Here is a 23,387-nt window from a genome sequence, read left to right as displayed (position 1 = left end):
GACCGCCAGACGTCTGGCCAGTCCGGCGCCCGACCTCTCGAGCGATCCGGCCCGCGACCGCCGATGCGCCGCTCGCTACAGCGCCCCCGCCGGCGCGGCGCCCTCGTGCGCGGAGCGCGCGGTGGTGTCGCCCGAGGGCTGACTTGCCCGCACCGGGTGTCCCAGCAGGCACGCGCCTTCGCCGGGCAGCTCCGTCGCCGCGTCGCACGCCGCGAGCTCCCAGCCGGTCGCCTGTTCGGCGTCGGTCCCGGTGAGGTCGGCACCTCGGAGGTTGGCAGCGGTCAGCTCGGCGGTCCCGAAGGTCGACTCCATCAGCGCGGCGCCCGAGAGGTCCGCCCCGGCGAGGCGCGCGTTCCGGAAGCTGCTCTGGCTGAGATCGGCTCGGGAGAGATCGAGTCCCGAGAGATCCAGCCCGTCGAAGCTGCGGTGACCGCTCCGCGCGAGGAGGCGTACGGCGGTGGACCGTTGCGCGGCGTCGCCCGAGGCGAGCGTGGCGCGCAGCCGGAAGACCGCGAGGCGCGACGGATCGAGGCCGTAGACGAGCGTCGCGGCGAACGCGGCGAGCACGAGGCGGGCGCCCAGGGAGCGCGGGGCGTTGCGTTCGGCGCCGACAAGAGGCAGCGCGAAGGTCAAGAGCGCCGCGCCCAGCGCGCTGCCGGCGTGCGCTGCCAGGAGGAGGCCGCGTGGAGGGATCTTCGCCAGAGCGACGGCGGCCGCGAGGACGAGGAGCAATGCGCCGCCGGAGAGCGCGAGGCGCAGCTCGGTCGACCGCACGAGCTGGGGCGCGTCCGGCGCCCTCCGAGGGCCACCGGACACGGCGGCGCGGCGGACCGCCGGAGGCTCGCGCTCACCGGCAGCTCGGCGCGCCACGCCCTGGCGGGGAACGTCGATCGCGGGGGGCATCCGCTGAGACTCGGGTATCCGCTGAGACTCGGGTATCCGCTGAGACTCGGGTGGCGCCGAGCTCCGTTGCGATGACCACGCCGCCTCCATCCGCCGCGAGTCCGGCGCCGCCTCCATCCGCCGCGAGTCCGGCGCCGCCTCCATCTGCCGCGAGTCCGGCGCCGCCTCCATCCGCCGCGAGTCCGGCGCCGCCTCCATCCGCCGCGAGTCCGGCGCCGCCTCCATCCGCCGCGAGTCCGGCGCCGCGGGGCGACGGCTCCGCGCTGCGCTCTCGGGGACCGCGTCGGCGCTCGCGAGGGCGTCGCGCAGCGGCGAAGGGAACGACGCGATGTCGTCGAACGACGCGCCCGCGCTCGCCAGCGCCAGGATGGCCTCCTCGTCGAAGCCGGAGCGCGCGCACGCCGACGGATCGACGCGCGCGCCCACGAGCGAGCCCGCCGAGGAGAGCGAGCGCGGGAGCTTGGCCCCGCGCAGATCCGCGGCCGCGAGCAGCGCCCCGCCGAGCAGCGCCCCCGAGAGATCGGCCCAGCGCAGGTCGGCCCCGGTGAGGTCGGCGTTGACGAGCGACGCGGCGTCGAGCCGCGCCCCCCCGAGGTTCGCGCCGGTGAGCTTGGCCCCGTCGAGGCGCGCGCCCGCGAGGTTCGCGCCCTGGAGGTCGGCGCAGCGCAGGTGCGCGGCCGCGAGGTCCGCGCCGGGGAGCTCGATGGCGGTGCTCTCGCCGCCGCGGCGCGACGAGAGGGCACCGAAGAGCGTGTGGAGAGCTGCGGTGTCCATGGCGGCGCCGCCTACTCGTCCGGGTCGATGGTGCCGATCGTGCTCGCGAACACCACCTGCCCGTCCTTCATGTAGCCGTCCAGCGCGAACCACGCGTGTGTATTGTCCCCGTCGAGGTCGCCTCGCGCATAGGCGGCCCACCTGCGATCCACCGGCACGTCCTCCGGGAAATGGTTGACGGAGACAGGCATGGGAGAGCCACCGAGTCGATATCGATACTGGTACGACTGAGGGTGGCTGACCGAGAACGCAAGGCACTTCCAGCCAACGGTCGGACTCCCGGTGTTGTAGTCCACACCCGGGCTGGGATCGGGCTGATATTTCTTCCCCTGGACACGATAGAACGCGTTGGGCACGGTGACCGCATCGCTGCACAGCGGCTGGACCGCCGCGGTGCCCGACATCGCCTGGAGACGCTCGGCCGAACCGACGACGGCCCTGGCGATGCCGCCGACCGTCTGCTTGGCCTCGGCCGATTTGGCGAGGACGAGGTACTTCGACACCCCCTGGGTCCCCAGGGCGGCCAGGATCGCCACGACCCCGCCCGCGACCATCACCTCGACGAGCGAGAAACCTCGTTGACCTCGCCCTCGAGCCGCCCACTCCACGCCAGGTCGAAAATTTCTTGCCACGATACAACTATATACCGGGGCTGTTCATCGATAAACAAGCACAACCCAGAGCGCGCTGGGCCATGGAACGCTGTTTGGTCGGGGGTTGTGGGGAGTGTGGTCGTGCGGCCGGCGCGACTCCCACGTAGGCCACGGAAGAAGCGATGTGGCGGCGCGGTGAGCGCGCGTGGTGCATCCTGCGCTCGGCGTCGCGTCAGTCGCGTCAGTCGCGCCGGCACCGCGGCGAGCGAGGTTGGGCGGTGAGCTCAGGCGCGCGGGCCAGCGGTCTTGGGCGGCGGATCACCCGCGAGGAACGCTTCCAGCGCGTCGGCGATGCGCTCGCCGGTCTTGCCGTCCCATCCCTCAGGCACGGAGCCTCGCTTGGCGCGGCCGTCGAGGATGGCGTCGACCTCGCGCGCGATGAGCGCGGCGTCGAGCCCGACGACGATGTTCGTGCCCTGCGTCACGGTGATGGGCCGCTCGGTGCCCTGACGCATCGTGAGGCACGGGATCCCGAGCGCGGTCGTCTCTTCCTGGATGCCGCCGGAGTCGGTGGCGACGAGCAGCGCATTGCCCATCACGGTCACGAAATCGTCGTATCCGAGCGGCTCCATGATCCGGAGCCCCTTTGTCTCGCGGAGGCGCGCCGACAGCCCGAAGGACTCGGCGCGGGCGACGGTGCGCGGGTGGACGGGGAACACCGTCGGCAGGCGCTGCGCGATCGCCTCGAGCGCGTCGAGCGTCTCGGCGAGCCGCTCGGCGCTGTCGACGTTGGCCGGGCGGTGGAGCGTCGCGATCGCGTACTTCTTCGGCTCGAGCCCGAAGCGCGAGAGCGCGTCCGTCTGGCGCTTGAGGGCGTAGTGGACCGAGTCGATCATCACGTTGCCGACGAACCGGATTCGCTCGGGCGGGATGCCCTCCGCGAGCAGGTTGGGGTGGGCGTCGTGAGAGGGGGTGAGCAGGAGATCGGAGAGCTGGTCCGTGAGGATGCGGTTGATCTCCTCGGGCATCGTCCAGTCGCGCGAGCGCAGCCCGGACTCCACGTGGACGACGGGAATTCCGAGCTTGGACGCCGCGAGCGCGCCTGCGAGGGTGCTGGTGACGTCCCCGACGACGACAACCACCTTGGGCCGGTGCTCGATCATGTCGGCCTCGGCGCCGACGAGGACCGCCGCCGTCTGCTGGGCGTGCGAGCCGCCGCCTGCCTTGAGCGTGTGATCCGGCGTCGGCAGGCCGAGATCCCGGAAGAACACATCGCTCATCGTCGTGTCGAAGTGCTGCCCCGTGTGGAGCAGCCGCATCGGTAGACGGCGCGCCTTGAGGGCGCGGCAGATGGGGGCGAGCTTCATGAAGTTCGGGCGCGTCGCGGCGACGAGGTAGATCATCTCGACCGAGGATGATGCCGTGGTACTCGGCGCAGCACCAGCGTTTTGACGGAGCCGCGGGCGCGGCCGGCGCTCGATATCGTCATCGTCGTCGTCACGACTTACGATGACGACACCTACGCGCCGCGGTTCGCCATCGCGCCCGCGACGCCGCCCACGTCGGACGCGTCGGACCTGCGCTCGCGATCCGCCGAGCGCCGCGCCCGGCGTGTGCGCCACCACCGCTCGACGCTCATCACCGGCAAGATCGACATCGCCACCAGCGTCGACTTCACCCACGCGTCGAGCGAGAGCGGCGCCGAGCCGAAGAGCGTGTGCATGAACGGCGCATAGACGAAGCAGAGCTGCAGCGCGAGCAGCGCGCCGATCCCGACGTAGACCCAGGGATTCGAGAAGAGCCCGATCTTCAGCATCGAATCGCGCAGCGACCGGCAGTTGAGCACGTAGAAGATCTGGAACAGCACGACCGTCGTGACCGCCGCGGTCTGGGCCTCGCGGTAGGCGATCTCCGAGACGACGCCGCCGCGCACCTCCGTGAAGTACTCGTAAAAGAACAGCCCGATCGCCCCGGCCGTCATGAGGACCGCGACGATCGCCGTACGCACGAGCACGAACCGGCTCAGGATCGGCTCGCCCGGATCCCGGGGCGGGCGGCTCATCACGTCCTTCTCCATCGCCTCGAACGCGAGCGGCAGGGAGAGCGCCACCGTGGCGACCAGGTTGACCCAGAGGATCTGGACGGCCGTGATCGGCATGAGCGGCGCGCCCCCGACGATCGGGAAGCTCATCACCGCCACGAGCAGGATCAGCGCCTCGCCCAGGTTCGTCGGCAGCACGAACGCGAGCGCCTTGACCAGGTTGTCATAGACGCGGCGCCCCTCCTCGACCGCCGCCCGGATGCTCGCGAAGTTGTCGTCCGTCAGCACGACGTCGGCGGACTCCTTCGACACCGCGGTCCCCGTGATCCCCATGGCCACGCCGATGTCCGCCTGCTTGAGCGCGGGCGCGTCGTTCACGCCGTCGCCGGTCATCGCGACGACCTTCCCCTCGGCCTGCAGCGCCTTCACCAAACGGAGCTTGTGCTCCGGCGCGACGCGCGCGAACACGTGCGTGGACGTCGCCGCCGCGCGCAGCTCGCCCTCCGAGAGCCGCGAGAGCTCCGTGCCGTTCATCGCGCGCGCCCCGTCCGGCACGAGCCCGAGCTGCCCGCCGATCGCCCGCGCGGTCGCCAGGTGGTCGCCCGTGATCATCTTCACGGTGATCCCGGCCGCGTGGCACGCCTTGATCGCGTCGATCGCCTCGGGCCGCGGCGGGTCGATCATCCCCTCCAGGCCGAGGAGCTCGAACCCCTCCGGGAGGTGCTCCTCGTCGAGCGAGGCCACGTCGCGGCCCGCCGGCCGCGAGGCCACGGCGAGCACGCGCATGCCCTGCGCCGCCATCTGCTCGACCTGCGCCATCACCTGGGCCCGCCCCGCCTCGCCGATCGCGGCGCGGCCGAGCACCGCCTCGGGCGCCCCCTTCATGAAGATCACCCGGTCTCCGCCGGGGACCTCGTGGAGCGTCGCCATGAGCTGCCGCTCCGACGAGAACGGGACGACATCGACGCGGCGGTGCTCCCGCCGCGTCCCCTCGACGTCCACGCCGAGCTTCTGGGCCGCGACCACGAGCGCGCCCTCCGTCGGGTCGCCCTCGATGCCGCAGGCGTCCCCCTCGCGCGTCATGCGGGCGTCGTTGCAGAGCAGCCCCGCGCGGAGCAGCGCGCGCACCGCCTCGGGCACCTCGCCGACCGGCGCGCCGTCGCGGCGGAGCTCGCCTTCGGGCGCGTAGCCGACGCCGGTCACCTCGAGCGCGGCTCCGGCCTGCTCGAGCGCCGCCTCCCCTTGCGCGCCGGCGGCGGGCGTCCACAGCGCCCGGACCGTCATCTCGTTCCGCGTCAGCGTCCCGGTCTTGTCCGAGCAGATGACGCCCGTGCTGCCCAGCGTCTCGACCGCGGGCAGCTTCCGGATCACCGCGCGACGCCGCGCCATCCGCTGCACGCCGATGGCGAGCGAGATGGTGATGATCGCGGGCAGCCCCTCCGGGATCGCGGCGACCGCGAGCGAGATGCCCGCGAGCATCGCGTCGACCGGCCGGTAGCCCCGGAGCAGCGCGACCCCGACGATGAGCAGCGCGACCGCGACGATCGCGACGGTCAGCACGCGGCCGACCTTGGCCATCGAGCGCGTGAGCGGCGTCTCGATCTCGGTCGCCTCGTGGAGCATCGAGGAGATGCGGCCGAGCTCGGTCGCGGCGCCCGTCGCGACGACCACCGCGGTGGCCGTGCCGCTGGTCACGAGCGTCCCGCCGAACGCGAGGTTCTTGCGATCGCCGACGCCGGCGTCCTCGGGGACCGCCGCGACGTGTTTGTCCGACGGCACCGACTCCCCGGTGAGCGCCGACTCGTCCACGTGGAGGTTCTTCACCGAGAGCAGCCGGGCGTCAGCGGGGACTTTGTCGCCGGCGTCGAGCACCACCACGTCGCCGGGGACCACGTCGGCGGCGGGGATCACGCTCCGCTGGCCGCCGCGCACGACCGTGGCCGTCTGGGGCACCATGTCGACGAGCGCCTCGATCGCCTTGCCCGCGCGGAGCTCCTGGACGAAGCCGATCGCCGTGTTGAGCACCACGACCGCCAGCACGACCGCGCCGTCGATCGCCTCGCCCATGGCCATCGCGAGGGCCGCCGACGCGAGCAGCACGTAGATGAGCGGGTCGTTGATCTGACGGAAGAGCAGCTTGAGCGGGCCGTCGCCCTTCGCGCGCTGGATCACGTTGGGCCCGACGTCCTTGAGCCGCCGGGCGGCCTCGTCGCCCGCGAGGCCGGCCTCGGCGCTCTCGATCCTGGAGAGCACATCGGGGGCAGGCAGGCTGTGCCAGGCGATCGCGGCCGACGGGGGGAGGACGCGTTGGGACATGGAGTCATCTCCTGCGGTGGCAGCCGCGCTGTGCGCGCTGAACCGACCGGCTGTGGCTGCTCATCACGTGGTCTTCACGTGCTGGCGCGTGGTTTCCCCCGTCTTTCGGCACGTCTCATGCCAGACCGCGCCACAGCGGAACCGGGCTGTTCAGCACCCTGGGCGGCTCGCGCGGGCAGGCTGCCGGCGGGACCTTTTCACCCCGGCGGGGAATTTTGCCCCACGACGCTCGCCCCGCGCGTCCGGCGGCGCGTCAGAGGGTGCGGGCTCGCGGCGCTTGCGGGCGGCCTAGCCGCGCGCGTAGGCGAAGGTGCCGTCGATGTTGAGCAGCCGCGTCGCCTGGACGAGCTCGGCCACGGTCACGCCGAAGCGCCGCACGAGCCGATCGGCGACGTCGCGCCGGAGGATGTCCCTGCGAAAGATGTGCAGCGTGCGGGGGGCGAAATACCCCTCGAGCTCCGCGAACGTGAGGCGCTGGTAGTCCGCGCTTCCGGGGACGGGCTGCCGCGACACGACATCGTAAAAGAAGAAGATGCCGCCCGGCCGGAGCAGGCGGAGCGCCTTGTCCATGAGGCCTCGCTTGAGCTCCGTGTTGGTCACCGACGACAGGACCGCGAACATCATCACCACATCGAACGGGCCCCCGACGTCGGCCGTCAGGAAGTCGCCCGCGACGAAGCGGATACCAGCGAAGCGCGAGCGCGCGAGCTCGGTGCGCTGCGCGACGAGATCGATGCCGGTGAGGCGCGTCGGATCCGCGCCGAGCTCGACCAGCCAGGCCAGGTTGGATCCCGACCCGCAGCCAACGTCGAGCACCGACATCTCGCGCAGCGCCTCGGGCGTGCGCACGCCGCACGCGACGAGCGCCTCGCGCAGGCGGCGCTGCCGCTGCCGCGCGACGAGGTACGGGTGGGCGTTGAGCAGGCTCGCCCAGGGGTTCCCGGGCAGGAAGCGCTCGGTGTAGTGCCGCTTGATCGCCGCGAGATCCCGCTCGAAGCCGCCCTCTTCAGCCATCGGTCCGCCTCCCTCCCCTGCGCGCCCCGCCGGCCCGCTCCATCAAGGCTGCCCCACGGCCCACGCCGGCAGGCGCTGGACTCCCCAGCGCACCACCTTGAGCAGCCCGAGCGCCACCATTTGCTCCACCGTGAGCCGGCGATGCGGCTTCCGCCGCGCGAGGTACGCGTCGAGGTAGCGCAGGAACTCGGGATCCGGCTCCATGCCGCCCACCTCGCGCCGGATGCGCCGGTACTTGCGCGTCTTCCAGATGAAGTTCTCCCAGCTGTCGAAGTAGTCGTGCCGCATCAGGAGATCGGGCACGTAGACGACCCGCAGATCAGGGAAGTCCTTCGCGATCCGGTAGACGAGGTAGACCCCCTCGGCGCCGTAGAACTGATCGGGAAACCCCCCGGTCGAGAGGTAGACGCCGCGCCGGATCGCCATGTGCCCCTCGGTCGCGAGGACGTCGTCGACGACGTCGTCGCCGCGGTCGTAGTGCCCCGCGAGCGTGCAGAAATAGGGGTGCTCCTTGGGGATGATCCGGCCGCGCATCGCCGCGATGCGGGGGTCCTGGAAGACACGGCAGACGACCTCGACGAACGTCGGCGCGATCAGCCCGTCGTCGTCGATGAAGGCGACGTACTCGCCCCGCGCCCAGGCGATGGCGGCGTTGCGCGCGGCGTTCAGCGGAATTCCGTCGGTGAGGCGCAGCTCGACGTCGACGAGCGGGGCCGAGCGCGGCCGCAGGTGCTCGATGCCGCCGCTGTCCGCGAGCAGGATCTCGAACGGCACGTCGAGCGCAGCCGTCTGGCCGCGCGCGTGCTGGAGGCACTCGATCAGGTAGTCCTTCGCCTTGTAGGAGATGACGATCAGCGTGAGCTTCGGCGACGGGACCTCGCGCCGCACGATGAGCTCCTTCACCTCGGGCGCGTATTTCGCGCGCCACGCCTCCTGAAGGGCGCGCTCGGCCTCGGGGAGCCCCGCTCGATCCTGGAGAAGATGGTCAGGCATCGCGGGCTCGCATGCCACGGGGGCCGCCGCGCAGGCAAGGATGTCGAGCGGGCGCCGCCCGGGGAACGGCGTCGGCGCGCGCGCTCAGCGCGGAGAGCGCGGCGTCAGGCGCGCGCGCTCAGCGCGGAGAGCGCGGCGTCAGCCCCTCGGGCTCGCCGCGACGTCCTCGAAGAGGCGGGCCAGCGCCCCCGCGCTGGCGCGCGCGCTCAGCGCGGAGAGCGCCGCGTGATCGGGCTCGACGAGCGGCCGACCGGCCGCGCGCGCGTCGAGCGCGTCCTCGATGCGGCGCTCGATCGCCGCGGCGTCGCCGGCCGCGTGCGTCCAGCCGAGGCGGGTCGTCTCGAGGATGCGCTCGATCTCAGGGGACGCGAAGGCCGCGAGCACGGGCGCGCGCGCGAGGAGGTAGTCGTAGAGCTTGCCAGGCAGGAAGTACGGCTCCTCGCCGCAGCCGGCGAGCAGCGCGAGATCGGCGCCCGCGACGAGGCCGAGCCCCTCGGCGTACGGCAGCACCGTGCGGTACTCGAAGAGCCGCGACACCCCGAGCTCCTCGGCGAGGCGGAGGTCGCTCCTCGCGACGCGCCCCAGGTTGAGCAGCCGGATCGCGCCCGGGCCGAGCGATCTCCGGCGCGCGACGGCCGCGAGCGCGCGGACGAACGGCGCGAGCGTGCGCTCGCTGTAGCAGTTGCCGAAGTGCACGAGCGTCACCGCCTCGCCGCGCTGCGGGGCGGCCGCCGCGTCCGGATCGAAGCCGGTCCGGATGCACTCGACGCGGCGCGCGATGCGCCGCTCGGCGTAGGCGTCGCGGGTCATCTCGGACGTCACCGTGAAGGCCGCGGCGGCGCCCACCACGGCCCGCTCGACGAGCGCCGCGGCCGCGCGGCTCCACGCGGGCCGCGTCGCCATCAGCGGGCCGAACGACCACGGATCGCGGAAGTCGACGACGACCGGCCGGCCGATGGCCCTGCCGGCCAGCACGCCCGCGAGCACGGCCTCCCACGGCGGCCCGCTCGCGAAGATCACCTCGGCGCCGACCTCGCGAGCGAGGCGCGCGATGCGGACCGCGAGGGCCGGGGCGCGGCCTGCATCCGGGCCGATCACCGGGACGTAGCGGATCTCGGCGGCGACGCGCGCGAAGCCCTTGCGCTGCGCGACCGGCACCGGCGCCTCGGTCGGCGCCTCCAGGGTGCCGTCGGAGCCGAGCGCGCGGCGCGGCATGCGCGCGAGCTCGGCGTCCGTGAGGTAGTCGCGGCGCACATCGCACGCGGGCAGGTCGGCGTCGGTGAACGACGGATCCACCCGCTCGCCGGGAGGCGGCTTGGCCGCGAGCACCGTCGTCTCCCAGCCGTGCTCCGGCAGAAATTTCGCAAAGCGGTACGCGCGCTTACCGCCGATGCTGAACCGCGGGGGGAAGTAGTAGCTCACGAGGAGCGCGCGCTTCATCGCGGGACCTATATCACGGGCTAGCCGGGCGCCGCGCGCACGCCTCGGGAGGCCGCTCCTGCCCGCGCATGTGCTACCGAGCCGCCATGCAGGACGAGCAGCCCGCCCCGGTCGAGCCGAGCGCGCCCTCGCGGGCCCCGGAGGTCGCGCGGGCTGCCAAGGCAGCGCCGGGCCCCGGCGAGGCGCAGGGCACATCGCTGGCCGACCGGATCGGGATGATCGTCGGCGGGCAGGTCGTCAACACGCTGATCGTCCTCGTGCAGGGCATCGTCGTGGTGCGGCTGCTCGGCAAGGCCGAGTACGGCGTGCTCGCGTTCGCGACGATGCTGTTCGTGACGGGGCGCGATTTCGCGCTGCTCTACCTCCCGGAGTCGTTCCTCTATTTCGCGCCCAAGGTGACCCGCGCCGAGCTCCGTGGGCTGGTGCGGCAGAGCATGCTGCTCCTGGTCGGCCTCGGGGCGCTGTCCGCGCTGGCCTTCTCGGTGTTCGCGCTGGTCCCCAGCGTCTTCCTCGACGGCCGCGAGGGCGTCACGCAGCTCCTCCTGCTCATCGGCCTCATGAGCGTGATCGCCTACCCGGCGAGCGTGTTCGGCCCGCTCTTCATCGCCACGAACAACCACCGCAAGTCGGCGGGGCTCGCGCTGATCGTCACGCTCTCGAACGCCGCAAGCGCGATCGTCCCCGCGGCGCTCGGGTGCTCTATCGCCTGGATCGTGGCCGCCCAGTGCGCCGCGCAGGCGCTCCGGCTCTGGCTCTCGTACCGGCTCTACGCGCGGCTGTTCCAGGACGTCGCCGCGGCCCCGTTCCCCGGCGGCGTCAGGGCGCAGCTCGCCTACGCGCTCCCGCTCTCGGTCACGCGCTTCGCCGGCCTCTTCAACCAGAAGCTCGACAAGTTCGTCATCGGCCTCTTCTTCAGCGCGGGTCTCTACGCCGAGTTCTCCGTCGGCTCGCAGGAGCTCCCGCTCGTCGGCGTCCTCGCCTACTCCGTCGCCTCGACGATGCTCCCCGACCTCGTCGCCCGCGTCGAGAACGGCCGGACGCCGGCGGAGGGCGCGAGGGCGGCGATCGACCTGTGGCACTCGGGCGTCCGCAAGACGACGCTGATCATGCTCCCGATCGCGGTGTTCCTCCTCCTCTTCGCCGAGCCGCTCATGCGCGCCATCTACGGCGACGCCTACGCCGGCGCCGCCGTCCCGTTTCGCATCTACTCCGCGCTCCTGCCGCTGCGCGTGACGGCGTACGCGATCATGCTGATGGCGTTCGGGAAGACGTCGATGATCCTGCGGATCCAGGTGCTCTCGATGGCGTTCAACGCCGCGGCGAACCTGGTCCTCCTGCCGACGGTCGGCATGGTCGGCGCGCCGCTCTCGGCGGTGCTGACCCAGGTGCTCGTGATCGCCTTGACGGTGGCCTGCATCGCGCGCTTCTCCGGCGTCGGCCTCCGCGGCGTCTTCCCGTGGGGCCATTACGGGCGCGTCGCGGCCACCGCGATCGTAGCCGCGGCGCCGCTCGCCGCGTTCCTGCTCACGGGCGCGACCGACAGGCGCCCCGCGCTCTGCCTCGCGCTCTGCGCCCCGCTCTACGCGGGCCTCTACCTCGTGGCCGCGCGGGTCACCGGCGCGCTCGCCCCCGAGGACCGGGCGTTCGTGGCGCGCTGGCTGCGCCTCGAACCGCTGCGGAGTCGCCACGGCTGACGCATCCGCGCGCGTCGCACCCTCGCTGTCTCGGGCGGCGAACGAGGGCTGCCAGCGTGAAATGCGCGCAGGCTGCGCCAAAGGGCCCTCGCCTGGAAGGCGGAAAAGATTGACAGTGGCCGGGTCGTCTCCCGCGTGGCGCCCGCCTTCGGGTGGATTTCCCGCCGATCGGTGTTCTAGGCTTACTTGCCGGCCTCATCGGCGCCTTGTGCGATGGAGACGACCATGAGCGAAGACCAGGAAGCAGGGCTCGTCCTCCGGGTCATCACGGGCCCCCTGGCCGGGCAGACGGCGCGTATCCCTGGCGACCGTCCGCTGCTCGTCGGCCGCGCGCCTGAGTCGGATCTCTCGATCACGAGCGACGGTGAGCTCTCTGCCCTGCATTTCTCGGTGGAGCAGATCGACGGCAGCTACCTCCTCCGCGACCTGGGGAGCCGCAACGGGACGCAGGTCAACCGGGAGCGGGCGCGCGAGGTGTCGCTCCGGGACGGCGACGAGATCCGCGCGGGGGGGACCGTCTTCGCGGTGGTGCGCCGCGAGGTGAGCCGCCGCTACGCGCCGACCGAGCCCGCGCCGCCCTCGCGCCGCGCGCGCAGGGCCGCGGTGCTCGCGACCGGGGCGCCGTTCGCCGCGTCGGCGCGGGCGCGGCTCCGGCAGGAGCGCTCGCCCCTCTTCGCGGTGGTCGACGCCGCCCGCGACCCGCGCATCCGGCTGCTGCTCGGCGACGCGGGCGAGCAGACCGCCTCGCTCTACACCGGCTTCCAGGGCGAGATCCTCGCGGACGTCGGCCCCACGCTCGTGCACCTCCCGCACGGGTCCAGGCTGCTCGACGCGCTGGTCGACGGAGGCTGGGGCGACTGCTGGGGCGTCTTCCTGACGAGCGACCGCGCGTTCGGCGACGTGCGGAAGCACCTCCGCCGGTTTCTCCTTGTCGAGAACGGGACAGGCAAGCAGCAGTATTTCCGGTTCTACGACCCGCGCGTGCTCCGTGGCTTCCTGCCCACGTGCGGTCCTCGAAAGATCGAGGCGCTGTTCGAGGATGTCGAGGCCTTCGCCATGGAGGCCGAGGATCCGGGGAAGCTGCTCCGCTTCACCGCCCGGGGCGGCAAGGCGCTGCGCGAGGAGTCGGCGCTGGAACGCGAAGGCTGAAGGCGCGCGCCGGCCCCGCGGGCCGGCGTGGCTCAGCGCGGCGCGCCCGCGGCGCTGCCTGGGTCCTGGGCGGGCAGGTCCCAGGCGACGAGGCGCAGGAGCTCTGCCACGCTGAAGGCCTGCGCGAAGCTGCCACCAGGGTGGTGCGGCGGCTCGCCGGAGGCGACCTCGGGCACCTGGCCGAGCGCGATCTCGTTCGCGGCCGCGGAGGCCGCGAGCCGGTGCAGCAGCGGGATCACGTGCTCGCCGAGCGTGGAGAAGCGCCGGGCGGCGCGCGCGTAGAACCCGAGCAGGAACGGCCAGGCCGTGCCCTGGTGGTAGGCGCTGTCGCGCGCCTCGGGGCCTCCCTGGTACCGGGGCGCGTAGGCCGGATCGGCCGGCGAGAGCGTGCGCACGCCGGCGGGGGTCACGAGCTCCAGGCGGACCCGGTCGAGCAGCGACGCGGCCCGCTCCGGCGTGAAGCAGGCGGGATCCACGGCGACGGCGATCAGCGCGTTGGGGCGGATCGACGCGTCGCGGAACGCGCCCTCCCCGTCCGCGCGCTCCGAGATGACGTCGTACGGGTAGCCGGTCTCCTCGCACCAGAAGCGGGCGGCGAAGCCCCGGCGCGCCGCGCTCGCGGCCGCCTCTGCCCGCCCCGCGAGGCGGGCGTCGCCGGCGGCCCGCGCGAGGCGCGCGAGCGTCTCCGAGCCCTTCGCCCACAGCGCCGTGAGCTCGACCGGGCAACCGGCGCGCGGGGTCACCGCGCGGCCCGCGACGCGCGCGTCCATCCACGTGAGCCCGTCGACGGCGCCCTCGCCCAGGCGCCCTGCGGCGAAGAGGCCGTCGGCCGTGACGTGGATCCCGTTCCGGGTCCCGCGCATGGCCGCCTCGAAGGCGTCGCGGAGCGCGCCGAGCAGCTCGCCCGCCACGAACGGGTGCGTGTCGCCGACCGCGTCCCCGAGCAGGCGAGCCGCCTCGAACAGCCAGAGGGTCGCGTCGGCCGCGTGGAAGTCCGCCGGCTCGCCCGCGTCGGGGAGCCGGTTCGGCACGAGGCCGTCCTGCATCGCGTCGATCATCGCGCGGAGGACGCGGATCGCGGCCTCGGTCTTGCGGGGCACGAGGTAGAGACCGGGCAGGGAGATGAGCGCGTCGCGGCCCCACACCTCGAACCAGGGATAGCCCGCGATGACGCTGGGCCGCGCGGCCGCGTCGGCGCGGAACGCCTCGGCCGCGATGGTGAGCTTCCGCTCCAGGAGCGGGCGCCGGGGCCCCGGGTCCTCGGCGCGGATCGCCGCGCTCGCCGCCGCGAGGAGGTTCTCCGGCTCGTCGTCGGGCAGCGCGCCCACCGCCACGAGCAGGTGAACGGGCTCGGCGCCGATCACCGTCTCGAAATGGCCCGGCGTCCAGAGATCCTCGAGGAAGTCGAGGCCCCGATCCTGCTCGCCGAGGTACTCGAAGCGTCGCCACCAGTCCTGCGAGCCGACGAACGTGCCCTGGTAGCGGAAGCAGATCCTCGGCAGCGCGCGGTTCGGCTGCACCCGGACCTCGCCCATCACGGGGCGGTCGCGCCCCGAGCCGGGCTCGCCGCGCGCCGCCCCTGCGCGCAGCTCGACCTTCTGGGAGATCCCGCCGTTCTCGCGGAGCAGCTGGTGGATGTGGCGGGCGGCGAGGAGCGGGCGCAGCGTCAGCATCACCGGATCCGCCCCGCTCCAGGCATAACGGAGGACGGCGGCGTTCTCGCCGCGCACGAGGCCGAGCGTCACCTCGAGCTCGCCGCCCGGGACGGCGTACGCCCAGCGCGGGAGCGGATCCTGATCGAAGCGCTCGAGGTAGAACGAGCTGCTCTCCGGATCGATGCCCGGGAACTGGTGCTTGGCGAGGTCCCACCGCGGCCACGAGGCGCGGCGCTCGGACGGCGCGCCCTGCTGTCGGACCGGGCGGACGCAGACGTCGACGTGCGAGAGCATGACGTGCCGGCGCCGCGGAGGGTCGAGGGCCGCGACGAGCAGGCCGTGGTAACGGCGGGTGTGCATGCCGGCGATCGTCGAGCTCGCGTAGGCCCCCGCGCCGTTCGTGTGCAGCCACTCCTTGCGCGCGATCGAGAACTGGCCCCGCACCTCGACGTGCGGCCACGGCGAGGCGTGCTCGAGCGCGGCGCCCTGGCCGCGGGGCGCCGCGGGCGTGGACGACAGCGCGTCGTGGGTCGGGGAATTCCGCCGGGATCCGTCCGAGCTCATCGACCGCCGGTTGCCTTCCTGAGCGAATCCTCGGCGGCGGAGCGCATCACCTCGACCGGCGCCGGGAGGCCGGTCCAGAGCGTGAAGGACTGCGCGGCCTGGCCGACCAGCATCCCGAGCCCGCCTTCGGCGCGGAGCCCTCTCTCGCGCGCCGTCCGGAGGAAGGGCGTCACCGGGGGGTTGTAGACGAGGTCGTAGAGGCACACGCTCGGCGAGAGCGCGTCCCACGGGATGATGCCCGTGACCTCCTCCCCGGGCGGCCCCCCGAGCATGCCGGCGCTCGTGGCCTGGATGATCAGGTCGGCGGCGACGGTGAACTCGCTCCAGTTGAGCCGCAGCGCCACGGAGGACTTGCTGCTGATCGACCTGTCGGTCGGGATCGGCCAGGGCGCGGTGAGCGCGCCGAGCTCGGACGCGCGCTGCCCCGCGGGCGACTCGAGCATCGCCTCGGTGCCGGTCCACGAGCGGGTGGTCACGCTGATGAGGTGATAGCCGAGCAGCTTGCACGCGGCGATCGCCGCGAACGCCGCGCCGCCCGCGCCGATGATCACCGCGCGCTGGCGCGGGCTCGAGCGCGCGCCGTACGGCCCCTCCGGATCGTCCCCGCGGGGCGGGGCGGATCCCAGGAGCAGCGCGAGCTCGTCGCGGAGCGCGACCACGTCGGTGTTGTACGCCGTCACGCGCCGCGCCTCCGTCGCGCAGAGGACGTTCGCGGCGCCGACGTCGGCCGCGCTCGCGTCCACGTCGTCGACCATCGACATGATCGCGCGCTTGTGCGGGATCGTGACGTTCGCGCCAGCGATAAGGCCGCTCCGGATGTCGCTGACGAAGCGCGCGAGCTCCGCGCCGGTGGGCACGTCGAACGCGCTGTAGATGTGCGGCAGGTGGTGCGCCCGAAACGCGGCCGAGTGCATCGCCGGCGAGACCGAGTGGCCCACCGGGTGCCCCACAAGACCGAACCTTCGCCGCTCAGCGTTCGACATGGTGCCTCTCCTCAGGGCCGGCCTCCGCGCCGCCCTGCCCCACCGAGACCTGGCCGACGGCGCCCGCGCGACCGACGGCCGGGGCGTGCTCCTCGGCCGCGAAGCCGAGCCCGAGCTGCTCGCACGCGGGCGCGCCGGGCTGCGTCCTCTTGCGCCTCGGCGCGCGGCCGGACGCGGCGCGCGGGCCGCCGCCCTGGCGCGCAGGCGGCGCGGGCGCCGCCGCTGCCACCGCTGCCTCCGCTGCCGGCGCGTGCGCGTGGCCCTCGACGAGCGGCTCGTCCGGACCTGCGGTGATGACGACCCGCGCGAGGAGCGCTCCGTGGTGCACGCGCACCGCGATCGGATCGCCCGGCGCGACCTCGCGGTGATCGCGGACCGCACGCCCCGACGCGTCCGTCGCGATGGCGTAGCCGCGCGCGAGCACGCGGAGCGGCGACATCGCCTCGAGCCGGGCCACGTCGCCCGCGAAGCCCTCCCGCAGGAGGGCGACGTGGCGGTGCGCGGCGGCGGCGAGGCGCACCGACAGCGGCCTGAGCGCCCCGCGGGCGCCCGCGAGCACCGCGCGCGGGTGGCGCGCGGCGAGCCTCCGCTCGAGGCGCTGGAGCGCGGCGCGATCCTCGACGAGGATGCGCTCCATGCGGCGCCGGAGCCTCGCCATGGCGTCGTCGATGCGCTGCTGGGGCTCCGCCAGGATCTGCGCGGGCGAGCCGAGCCGGGCGCGCTGCCGGTCGAGATCGGCCCGAGCGCCCCGGAGCCGGTGGGCGATCGCGCGGCGCATGCGGGCCTCGAGGTGCTCCAGCGCCGCGCGCCGCGCGGCCGCGTCCGCGACGAGCATCTCTGCTGCCTGCGAGGGCGTGGCGGCGCGCGCGTCGGCGGCGAGGTCGGTCAGCGCGACGTCGATCTCGTGCCCCACGGCGCTCACGATCGGCACGCGCGCGGCCGCGACCTTCCGGACGACGATCTCCTCGTTGAACGCGCTGAGGTCGTCGGCCGAGCCGCCCCCGCGCCCCACGATGATCACCTCGATGCCCGGGAACTCCTCGAGCAGCGCGATCGCGCGCACGATCCGCTGCCCTGCGCCGGCGCCCTGCACCGGCGTGCGCGCCAGGATCAGCCGTGCGCCGCCGCGGCGGAACGCGACGGTCACGATGTCGTGGATCGCCGCGCCGTCGCCGCTCGTGACGACGCCGATGATCTGCGGATCGACGGGCAGCTTGCGCTTGCGCTCCGGCGCGAAGAGCCCCTCGGCGGCGAGCTTCTCCTTGAGGCGGAAGAGCGCCTCCAGGAGCGCGCCGCGGCCGGCGAGGCGCGCGTCGTCCGCGGAGAACTGGAGCCGGCCCCGAGGCACGTAGACCGTGGCGCGGCCGGTGAGCACGACGCGCGCGCCGTCGGCGAGCAGCTTCCGCGCGCGCGGCGCCGCGGTCCTGTACATCACGCAGTCGATGGCCGCCTCTTCGCTCTCGTCCTTGAGCGTGAAGTAGGCGTGGCCGCTGCCCACGACGCGCAGGCCCGAGATCTCGCCCTCGACGCGTACGTCCGCGGTCGACCCCTCGAGGATCCGCTTCAGCCGGCGATCCAGCTCCGCGACCGAGACCACCTCCGGCTCGGCGCCCCGCTGGCGGCGCGAGGGCGGCGGGCCCGTGAGCTCGCGAGGCTCGGCGACGGGAAGGGCCGCGAACGAGAGCTCGGGCGGGATATCGCGGCGCTGCACAGGGCAGACGTACCCTTTTGCTCGGCCTGTGGAAAGACTCTCGCGGGCCTGATCCCGCGTCAGGCGAGCCCGCCGTCGGGCGCGCGACGAGGCTCGGCGCGGAGCGGCGGAGCGACGGGCCGTTCGCGGAGGCGATTCCGTGTGAGAGGGCCGGCTCGTGATCCGCAAGGTCCTCCTCCCCGACCGCGGCGAGATCGCCGTGCGAGTCCTCCGATCGCTGCATGAGGCCGGCCTCCAGGGCATCGCCGTCTGCAGCGACGCAGGCGGCGACAACCTCCATGTCCGCCTCGCGAGCGCTTCGTACGCCATCGGTCCCGCGCCTGCGGCCGAGAGCTACCTCCGCTTCGACCGGATCCGCCGCATCACCAGTCGTTCCGGGGCAGGCGCTATCCAGCTCGGGTACGGAAAACCGCGAGTTCGAGGAAGCATGCGAGCGGACCTCATCGGGCTCCTCGTCGCCGAGGAGGGGTCGCAACGCGGCGTGACACGTCGCAGCGCACGCGATTCGCGACCCGCCGGGGACGTCCTCGGCAGGCCGTAGTCGGTCGTAACCGGTCAACACCAGTCGTAACCGGTTGTAACAGAGCGGGTCGTCAACAACGCGCAGCACCCTACGCAGCGCGTTGTCCCAAAGTCCCCTCGCTCCGGCCTCGGTCAATGCTATTCTACCGCCAACTTTCGGTCGGGGTGGAGGTGCGATGGGACGCGAGGCGAAGGGCCAGAAGGACCCGCTTGGGTCCGTCGCGATGCTCCCGTCGATCGAGGTCCGAGCCCACGAGCCTCCCTCTGCGACAGGCAGGCCGGCGACGCAGCGCGCGGGCGAGCCGGCGAGCGACGCCGCCGTGACGCCTGTCCCACGGGCCCGTTGGTTCGACGCGACCGCTCCCGATGTGACGCCGGCGGGCGGCACGGACACCCGGCGGCGCTGGGCGATCCCGCTCTTCCTGGCCGCGCTCGTGCTGGTCGTGACCGCGCGCGGCCTGATATTCCGTGCGCTGTTGCCGGTCGCCCTCGTGACGGCGGCGGTCGCGCTGCTCGCGCGGGGACGGCGGCAGCTCGTGCCCCCTCCGCAGGTGAGCCGGCGCGGGCTGAGCCTCGAGGGCGATCAGCTGCTCCTTCGAAGCCAGAGCAGCGCTGCGCAGCACGTGCTGCTCACCACCCGCGAGCGGTTCGGCGTCACGCTCCTCGCGACGCCGCGCCGGGATCGTATCGTCGCCCTGCTCAGCTCCAGCGCCGGGATGTCCTCCATCGGGGCCGGCTTCGACGGCCCCTCGCGGCGCACCTTCGCCGCGCTGCTCGACCACGCGTCCGTCGTGGGCTCCGACGAGGTCGGGCTCGAGGCGATCGGCCCGGACGGCGAGCCGATCTCGCTCAGCCCCGCGGCGCTCGCCGCGCTCCTCGAGGAGCTCACGCTGCGCTCTCCTGGGTGCCTCGAGCGCTTCCTCCTGACCGACGCGCGCGGCGCCGCCCTCGGCCTCGACAGCCGCGAGCTCCGCGCCGGCGGCCGCGTCTTCGATCTGACGGCGCCGCTCGAGTGGCGCGCGTTCGTGTTCCAGGAGGCGCTCGGGCAGGCGATCGCGGTGTACCAGGGAACGTGGGTACGCCAGGGTACCAACGAGCTCTCCCTCGTCTGTCTGCTCCCCGCGATGACGCCGGCGCTCGACGGGCTGGGGGCATCGCTCGGCCCGCTCGATCGCGGCGCGCTCCGTGACCTCCGGCTGATGCAAGGCATACCGGAGAGCCCGCCGCCCGCCGATCAGCGCGTCGCCATCGATCGCCTGCTGATGGTCCCGATCCGATCCGCGCTGGACAAGGCGCCCCGGCCCGCCGCGCAGGCGCCGCGCGCGCGTGCATGACGCATCCACGGTGAACCCAGCGCCAGGGCTGCCCTGATGGGTCGACGAGACGGCGCGCCAGGGCTGCCCTGACGGAGCGAGGAGACAGCGCGCGGGCGTCGTGCTTCGCTTGACTCCCGCGCGCGGGCACGGGTAAACCGCGCTTGGTATCCAGGCGATTTCGAGTCACCACGTCCCACACGACATCCGGAGGCGATCCATGGCCGTCGATATCCAGAAACTGTTCAACGAGGAGCTGCCCGCTGCGCTGGTGAAGCATTCGGACGCGGCCAAGCAGATCGGCGGGAAGTACCAGATCAACGTGACGGGCGAGGGCGGCGGCGAGTGGCTGATCGACCTGTCCGACAGCGGGCCCAAGCTCTCCTCGGGCAACCCTGGCAACGCGGATGTCACGATCTCCCTCAGCAGCGAGGATTTCCAGAAGCTGCACGAGAACCCGCAGGCCAACTCGATGCAGCTCTTCTTCGCGGGCAAGCTGAAGGTCACGGGCAACCAGATGCTCGCGATGAAGCTCCCGAAGCTGTTCCAGCTCAACGCGGGCTGATCCGGGCGCCGGCGGAGATCCGGCGAGCCCGCCTGCGCCGCCGCGCGCGGTAACGGCTCGCTGGTGGATCGCAGCCCCTGCGCGTCCGCTCCAGCCAACCTCGGGTGCCTTCTGCGCGCGGCGCGCCCTTCGCTCATGATTCCTCGATCGCTCGATCCCTCGACGGATCTCGCGCAACGACAGGAAAGCCGCCGTGCGCCCTCTCACCGACACGCGCGTCCTCGATCTTTCGAGGCTCTTGCCGGGCCCCTTCGCGACCCTCGTGCTCGCGGATCTCGGCGCGACGGTGGACAAGATCGAGGACGTCGCCGGCGGGGACTTCCTGCGCCAGCTCCCCCCGCAGATCGCCGGAGAATCCGCGGCGTTCCAGCTCTTGAACCGCGGCAAGCGCAGCGCCCTGCTCGACCTGAAGGCGCCTGAGGGGCGCGACGCCTTCCGCCGGCTCGTCGCCGGCTACGACGTGCTCTTCGACCAGTTCCGCCCGGGGGTGCTCGATCGGCTCGGGCTCGGTCACGCGGCGCTGCGGGCGGACAACCCGCGGCTCATCGTCTGCGCGCTGACCGGCTACGGTCAAACGGGCACGCTGGCGGCGCGCGCGGGGCACGATCTCAACTACATCGCGCGCGCGGGGGTCCTCGGCGCGCAGGGGCCCGCCGAGGGGCCGCCGCAGGTGCCGGGCTTCCAGGTCGCCGACATGAGCGGCGGGATGTGGTGCGTGATCGCCATCCTCGCCGCGCTGCGTGAGCGGGAGCGGACCGGGCAGGGCGCGGTGCTCGACATCGCCATGACCGACGGCGTGCTCGGCTTCGCCCTTCCCACGCTCGCCGCCGCGCTCGCGAGCGGCGGAGAAGCGGTCGGGGAGACGGCGCGCGCGGCGGGCGGCGCGCCGCTCACAGGCGGGCTCGCGCCGTACAACACCTACCTCTCGAAGGACGGGCACGCGATGGCCCTCGCCGCGCTGGAGCCGAAGTTCTGGGCCTCGTTCTGCGAGGGCGCCGGGCTCGATCCCGACCCGAGCGCGCTCGTCCCCGGGCCGCACCAGGCCGAGCTCAAGCGCAAGCTGGCCGCCGTCGTTCGGGAGAGGACGCGCGCCGAGTGGGAGACCTTCGCCGCCGAGCGCGACTGCTGCCTCGAGCCGGTCCTCGATCCGCGGAGCGCCGCGGCGGATCCCCACCTCGCCTCGCGCGATCTCGTGTTCGAGATCGCCTCGCCGCGCGGCCGGATCCCCCAGCTGAGGACGCCGGTCACGCCGGCGGGCGTCGCGTTCTCGCCGGCGCCTCGAGCCGGCGAGCACACGCGCGCCGTGCTCCGCGACGCGGGCTTCTCGGAAGGGGACATCGACGCGCTGATCCGCGCAGGCGCGGCGCGGGAGGCGCGCTGACGGCCGCCGTTCGCGAGCGCGCCGCGCGCCACGTGCCACGTCGAAGATGCGCGCGGCGCGCCGTCAGCGGCGACCGAGCTGCTGCTTCGCGTCAGATCTTCTTCAGCTCGTCGACGAACTCCCAGTCGGCGATGAGGTGCTTCTTGAGCATCAGCGACAGGAGCGCGGCGAACATCGCCTCCCAGCGCACGTTGTTGCCGAGGATCTCGCTCGCGTCGGCGCCGTGGGACACCGCGCGCAGCGCGGACACCAGATCGCGCGCGGTGAGGCCCGAGTCGTCCGCCGTGGGAGGAGGAGGCGGCTCGGACTGCGCGGTGGCGCGGGGGGACGGGGCTTCTTTTCGCGGCTGCTGCGGCTGCTGCTGGGATTTGGACCCGCGCGCGGGGAGCGTGATCGTCGTCCCGTCGAGCAGGGTGAGCGAGACCATCCGCCGGCGACCGCGGCCTTGCGGCGCGGGGATGTTGCGCACCTCGCGCTCGCTCGGGGGCTCGTCGCCGTAGTCGGGCACGCTCTCCGGGACGGTGCGCGCCGCAGCGCTGGCGCGTCCGAGCACCGCGCCGAGGAGAGCCGCGGCTGGCGTGCTCGACGTCGGCGCCCCGTCCATGCTCGGCGCCGCGTCGCCGGCGGACGCCGCGACGGGCCCCGGTGCGGAGCTCGGGCGCATCGTCTTCCGGCGCTCCGGCTGCGCTGCCTGCGCCTGCGCCGCCTGCGTGGACTGCGCCTGTGCCGCCTGCGTGAACTGCGCCTGCGCTGGCTGCGCAGATCGTGCTGCCTGCGCCGCCGCGAGCAGCTCGGGCGTCGGCGCGACCTTCAACGTCGGCCGCGAGCGCTCGTCCGGTCGGCCGCGGATCTGCCGCTCCTCCGGGGAGCTGCGGACTTCCTTGGCCGCGGAGCGAGGCGGTTCCCACGCCAGCTCGTCATCCATGACGCCCACGTCGGAGGGGTCGACGTCGGAGGTCTCGATCGCCGGCCCCGCGTCCTCGACCAGCCGCGCCCCGGATCGCATGGCGGGCCTGGTGAGCAGCAAGGGCTCCGGCGTCGATGGCGTCAGCGGCGTGTCCTCCGCGTGGCGCGCGGTCTCGGGCGCTCCGGAGAGCTCGGACGAAGGCGGCGGGTCGGCGGGGCGCGCCCGCGACTGCGGCTCGCTCACCTGGGCCTGCTTCGCGGGCGCGGGCGGCGGCGCCGAGCGGGCGCGCGCTCCGTAATAGACCCGGATCGCGTTCCGGATGTCGCTCGGCGGAGCGATCATCGCGCGCACGGGCAGGCCGGAGAACGCCATGCACTCCTTCATGCCGTCCTCGTTCGTCGGATCGTCCATCGCGACGTACAGCGTCTCGCCCTGGTTGCGGACGTGGCGAACGTAGATCGGGACGAGGCAGTAGCGCTCGGCCACGTCGTGCGGGACGAGGTTGAGCAGCTGCCGCGAGAACTCGATGTGCAGGAGCGACACCCACGGGACAGCGAGCTGGTGCGACAGGATCTGCGTCAGCTGGGTTTCGTTGATGAGCCCTTGCTCGACAAGGAGCGTCCCCAGCCGCCGGCCATCCGTGCGCTGCTGCTCCAGGGTCCTCTCGAGGGCGTCCTGGGTGATCATCCGCGCGTCGACCAGGAGCTGACCGAGACGTAGGCGAGGCGTAACCATCGCGCCCGAGGTTACCCCAAGAAGGATCCAGGACCTAACAGACGGCTGGACGAGCCCCCCCGCCCCCTCCAGACGGCGCCCCCTCGGGCCGAGGGAGACCTCGACTCCAATCGCTATCCCGAACGTGGTAAGGT

At 73.3% G+C, this 23,387-nt stretch carries 17 protein-coding genes; 6 read left to right on the top strand and 11 right to left on the bottom strand.

From position 1 onward, the window contains the following. Window positions 1-75 precede the first annotated feature (75 nt). The 7 genes from WME82_RS13975 to WME82_RS13945 all read right to left on the bottom strand — a co-directional run bounded on the left by WME82_RS13975 (window position 76) and on the right by WME82_RS13945 (window position 10,074). Window positions 76-1,677 (bottom strand): pentapeptide repeat-containing protein, encoded by a 1,602-nt coding sequence (locus WME82_RS13975; protein ID WP_438043244.1) that lies wholly within the window; start codon window positions 1,675-1,677, stop codon window positions 76-78. Window positions 1,678-1,688: 11 nt separating this feature from the next. Continuing rightward, window positions 1,689-2,285, bottom strand: a complete 597-nt coding sequence (locus WME82_RS13970; RefSeq protein WP_438043243.1) for a pilin — start codon at window positions 2,283-2,285, stop codon at window positions 1,689-1,691. A gap of 269 nt (window positions 2,286-2,554) precedes the next feature. Further along, on the bottom strand, window positions 2,555-3,673 hold the full coding sequence (gene wecB, locus WME82_RS13965; RefSeq protein ID WP_437535334.1) for a non-hydrolyzing UDP-N-acetylglucosamine 2-epimerase: 1,119 nt from the start codon (window positions 3,671-3,673) through the stop codon (window positions 2,555-2,557). 116 nt (window positions 3,674-3,789) lie between these two features. Next, window positions 3,790-6,627 (bottom strand): cation-translocating P-type ATPase, encoded by a 2,838-nt coding sequence (locus WME82_RS13960; protein ID WP_438043242.1) that lies wholly within the window; start codon window positions 6,625-6,627, stop codon window positions 3,790-3,792. Between the two features lie 288 nt (window positions 6,628-6,915). Then, complete coding sequence (locus WME82_RS13955) at window positions 6,916-7,641, bottom strand: class I SAM-dependent methyltransferase (protein WP_437745933.1); 726 nt, start codon at window positions 7,639-7,641, stop codon at window positions 6,916-6,918. Between the two features lie 42 nt (window positions 7,642-7,683). After that, on the bottom strand, window positions 7,684-8,634 hold the full coding sequence (locus tag WME82_RS13950) for a glycosyltransferase family 2 protein (protein ID WP_438043241.1): 951 nt from the start codon (window positions 8,632-8,634) through the stop codon (window positions 7,684-7,686). A 138-nt stretch (window positions 8,635-8,772) separates the two neighbouring features. Next, window positions 8,773-10,074: a glycosyltransferase gene (locus WME82_RS13945; protein ID WP_438043240.1), complete on the bottom strand. Its 1,302-nt coding sequence runs from the start codon at window positions 10,072-10,074 to the stop codon at window positions 8,773-8,775. Between the two features lie 86 nt (window positions 10,075-10,160). Here WME82_RS13945 and WME82_RS13940 point away from each other — a divergent pair, with 86 nt between their 5' ends. Beyond that, window positions 10,161-11,768 (top strand): oligosaccharide flippase family protein, encoded by a 1,608-nt coding sequence (locus WME82_RS13940; protein ID WP_438043239.1) that lies wholly within the window; start codon window positions 10,161-10,163, stop codon window positions 11,766-11,768. A 225-nt stretch (window positions 11,769-11,993) separates the two neighbouring features. Next, window positions 11,994-12,917, top strand: coding sequence for a DUF4123 domain-containing protein (locus WME82_RS13935; RefSeq protein WP_438043238.1), 924 nt, complete (start codon window positions 11,994-11,996; stop codon window positions 12,915-12,917). Window positions 12,918-12,949: 32 nt separating this feature from the next. On the opposite strand, the gene WME82_RS13930 is transcribed toward WME82_RS13935, so the two are convergent. Genes WME82_RS13930 through xseA form a run of 3 tightly spaced genes read right to left on the bottom strand, consistent with a single transcriptional unit; the run spans window position 12,950 to window position 17,830 of the window. Then, window positions 12,950-15,136: an amylo-alpha-1,6-glucosidase gene (locus WME82_RS13930; protein WP_438043237.1), complete on the bottom strand. Its 2,187-nt coding sequence runs from the start codon at window positions 15,134-15,136 to the stop codon at window positions 12,950-12,952. Beyond that, entirely contained in the window at window positions 15,133-16,119 is a 987-nt protein-coding gene (locus tag WME82_RS13925; protein WP_437745927.1) for a shikimate dehydrogenase family protein, read from the bottom strand. The genes WME82_RS13930 and WME82_RS13925 overlap by 4 nt, the downstream gene beginning before the upstream one ends. Beyond that, window positions 16,106-17,830 (bottom strand): exodeoxyribonuclease VII large subunit, encoded by a 1,725-nt coding sequence (gene xseA / locus WME82_RS13920; protein ID WP_438043236.1) that lies wholly within the window; start codon window positions 17,828-17,830, stop codon window positions 16,106-16,108. The genes WME82_RS13925 and xseA overlap by 14 nt, the downstream gene beginning before the upstream one ends. 157 nt (window positions 17,831-17,987) lie before the next feature. Between xseA and WME82_RS13915 the strand changes: the two genes are divergently transcribed. The 4 genes from WME82_RS13915 (at window position 17,988) to WME82_RS13900 (ending at window position 21,611) form a co-directional block, all read left to right on the top strand. Then, window positions 17,988-18,371: a biotin carboxylase N-terminal domain-containing protein gene (locus tag WME82_RS13915; protein ID WP_438043235.1), complete on the top strand. Its 384-nt coding sequence runs from the start codon at window positions 17,988-17,990 to the stop codon at window positions 18,369-18,371. 157 nt (window positions 18,372-18,528) lie between these two features. Then, window positions 18,529-19,686 carry an IMP dehydrogenase gene (locus tag WME82_RS13910; RefSeq protein WP_438043234.1) on the top strand — a complete coding sequence of 386 codons (1,158 nt, stop codon included), beginning with the start codon at window positions 18,529-18,531 and terminating at the stop codon, window positions 19,684-19,686. A 199-nt stretch (window positions 19,687-19,885) separates the two neighbouring features. Further along, on the top strand, window positions 19,886-20,230 hold the full coding sequence (locus WME82_RS13905; RefSeq protein WP_012235105.1) for an SCP2 sterol-binding domain-containing protein: 345 nt from the start codon (window positions 19,886-19,888) through the stop codon (window positions 20,228-20,230). Between the two features lie 193 nt (window positions 20,231-20,423). Continuing rightward, window positions 20,424-21,611: a CaiB/BaiF CoA transferase family protein gene (locus WME82_RS13900; RefSeq protein ID WP_438043233.1), complete on the top strand. Its 1,188-nt coding sequence runs from the start codon at window positions 20,424-20,426 to the stop codon at window positions 21,609-21,611. Window positions 21,612-21,702: 91 nt separating this feature from the next. On the opposite strand, the gene WME82_RS13895 is transcribed toward WME82_RS13900, so the two are convergent. Beyond that, window positions 21,703-23,205, bottom strand: a complete 1,503-nt coding sequence (locus WME82_RS13895) for a hypothetical protein (protein ID WP_438043232.1) — start codon at window positions 23,203-23,205, stop codon at window positions 21,703-21,705. Window positions 23,206-23,387 lie beyond the last annotated feature (182 nt).

Source organism: Sorangium sp. So ce128 (assembly GCF_051525245.1).
Classification (GTDB): domain Bacteria; phylum Myxococcota_A; class Polyangia; order Polyangiales; family Polyangiaceae; genus Sorangium; species Sorangium cellulosum_B.
The sequence above is the reverse complement of the archived record's forward strand: the minus strand, read 5'-3'. Positions and strand labels throughout refer to the sequence as shown.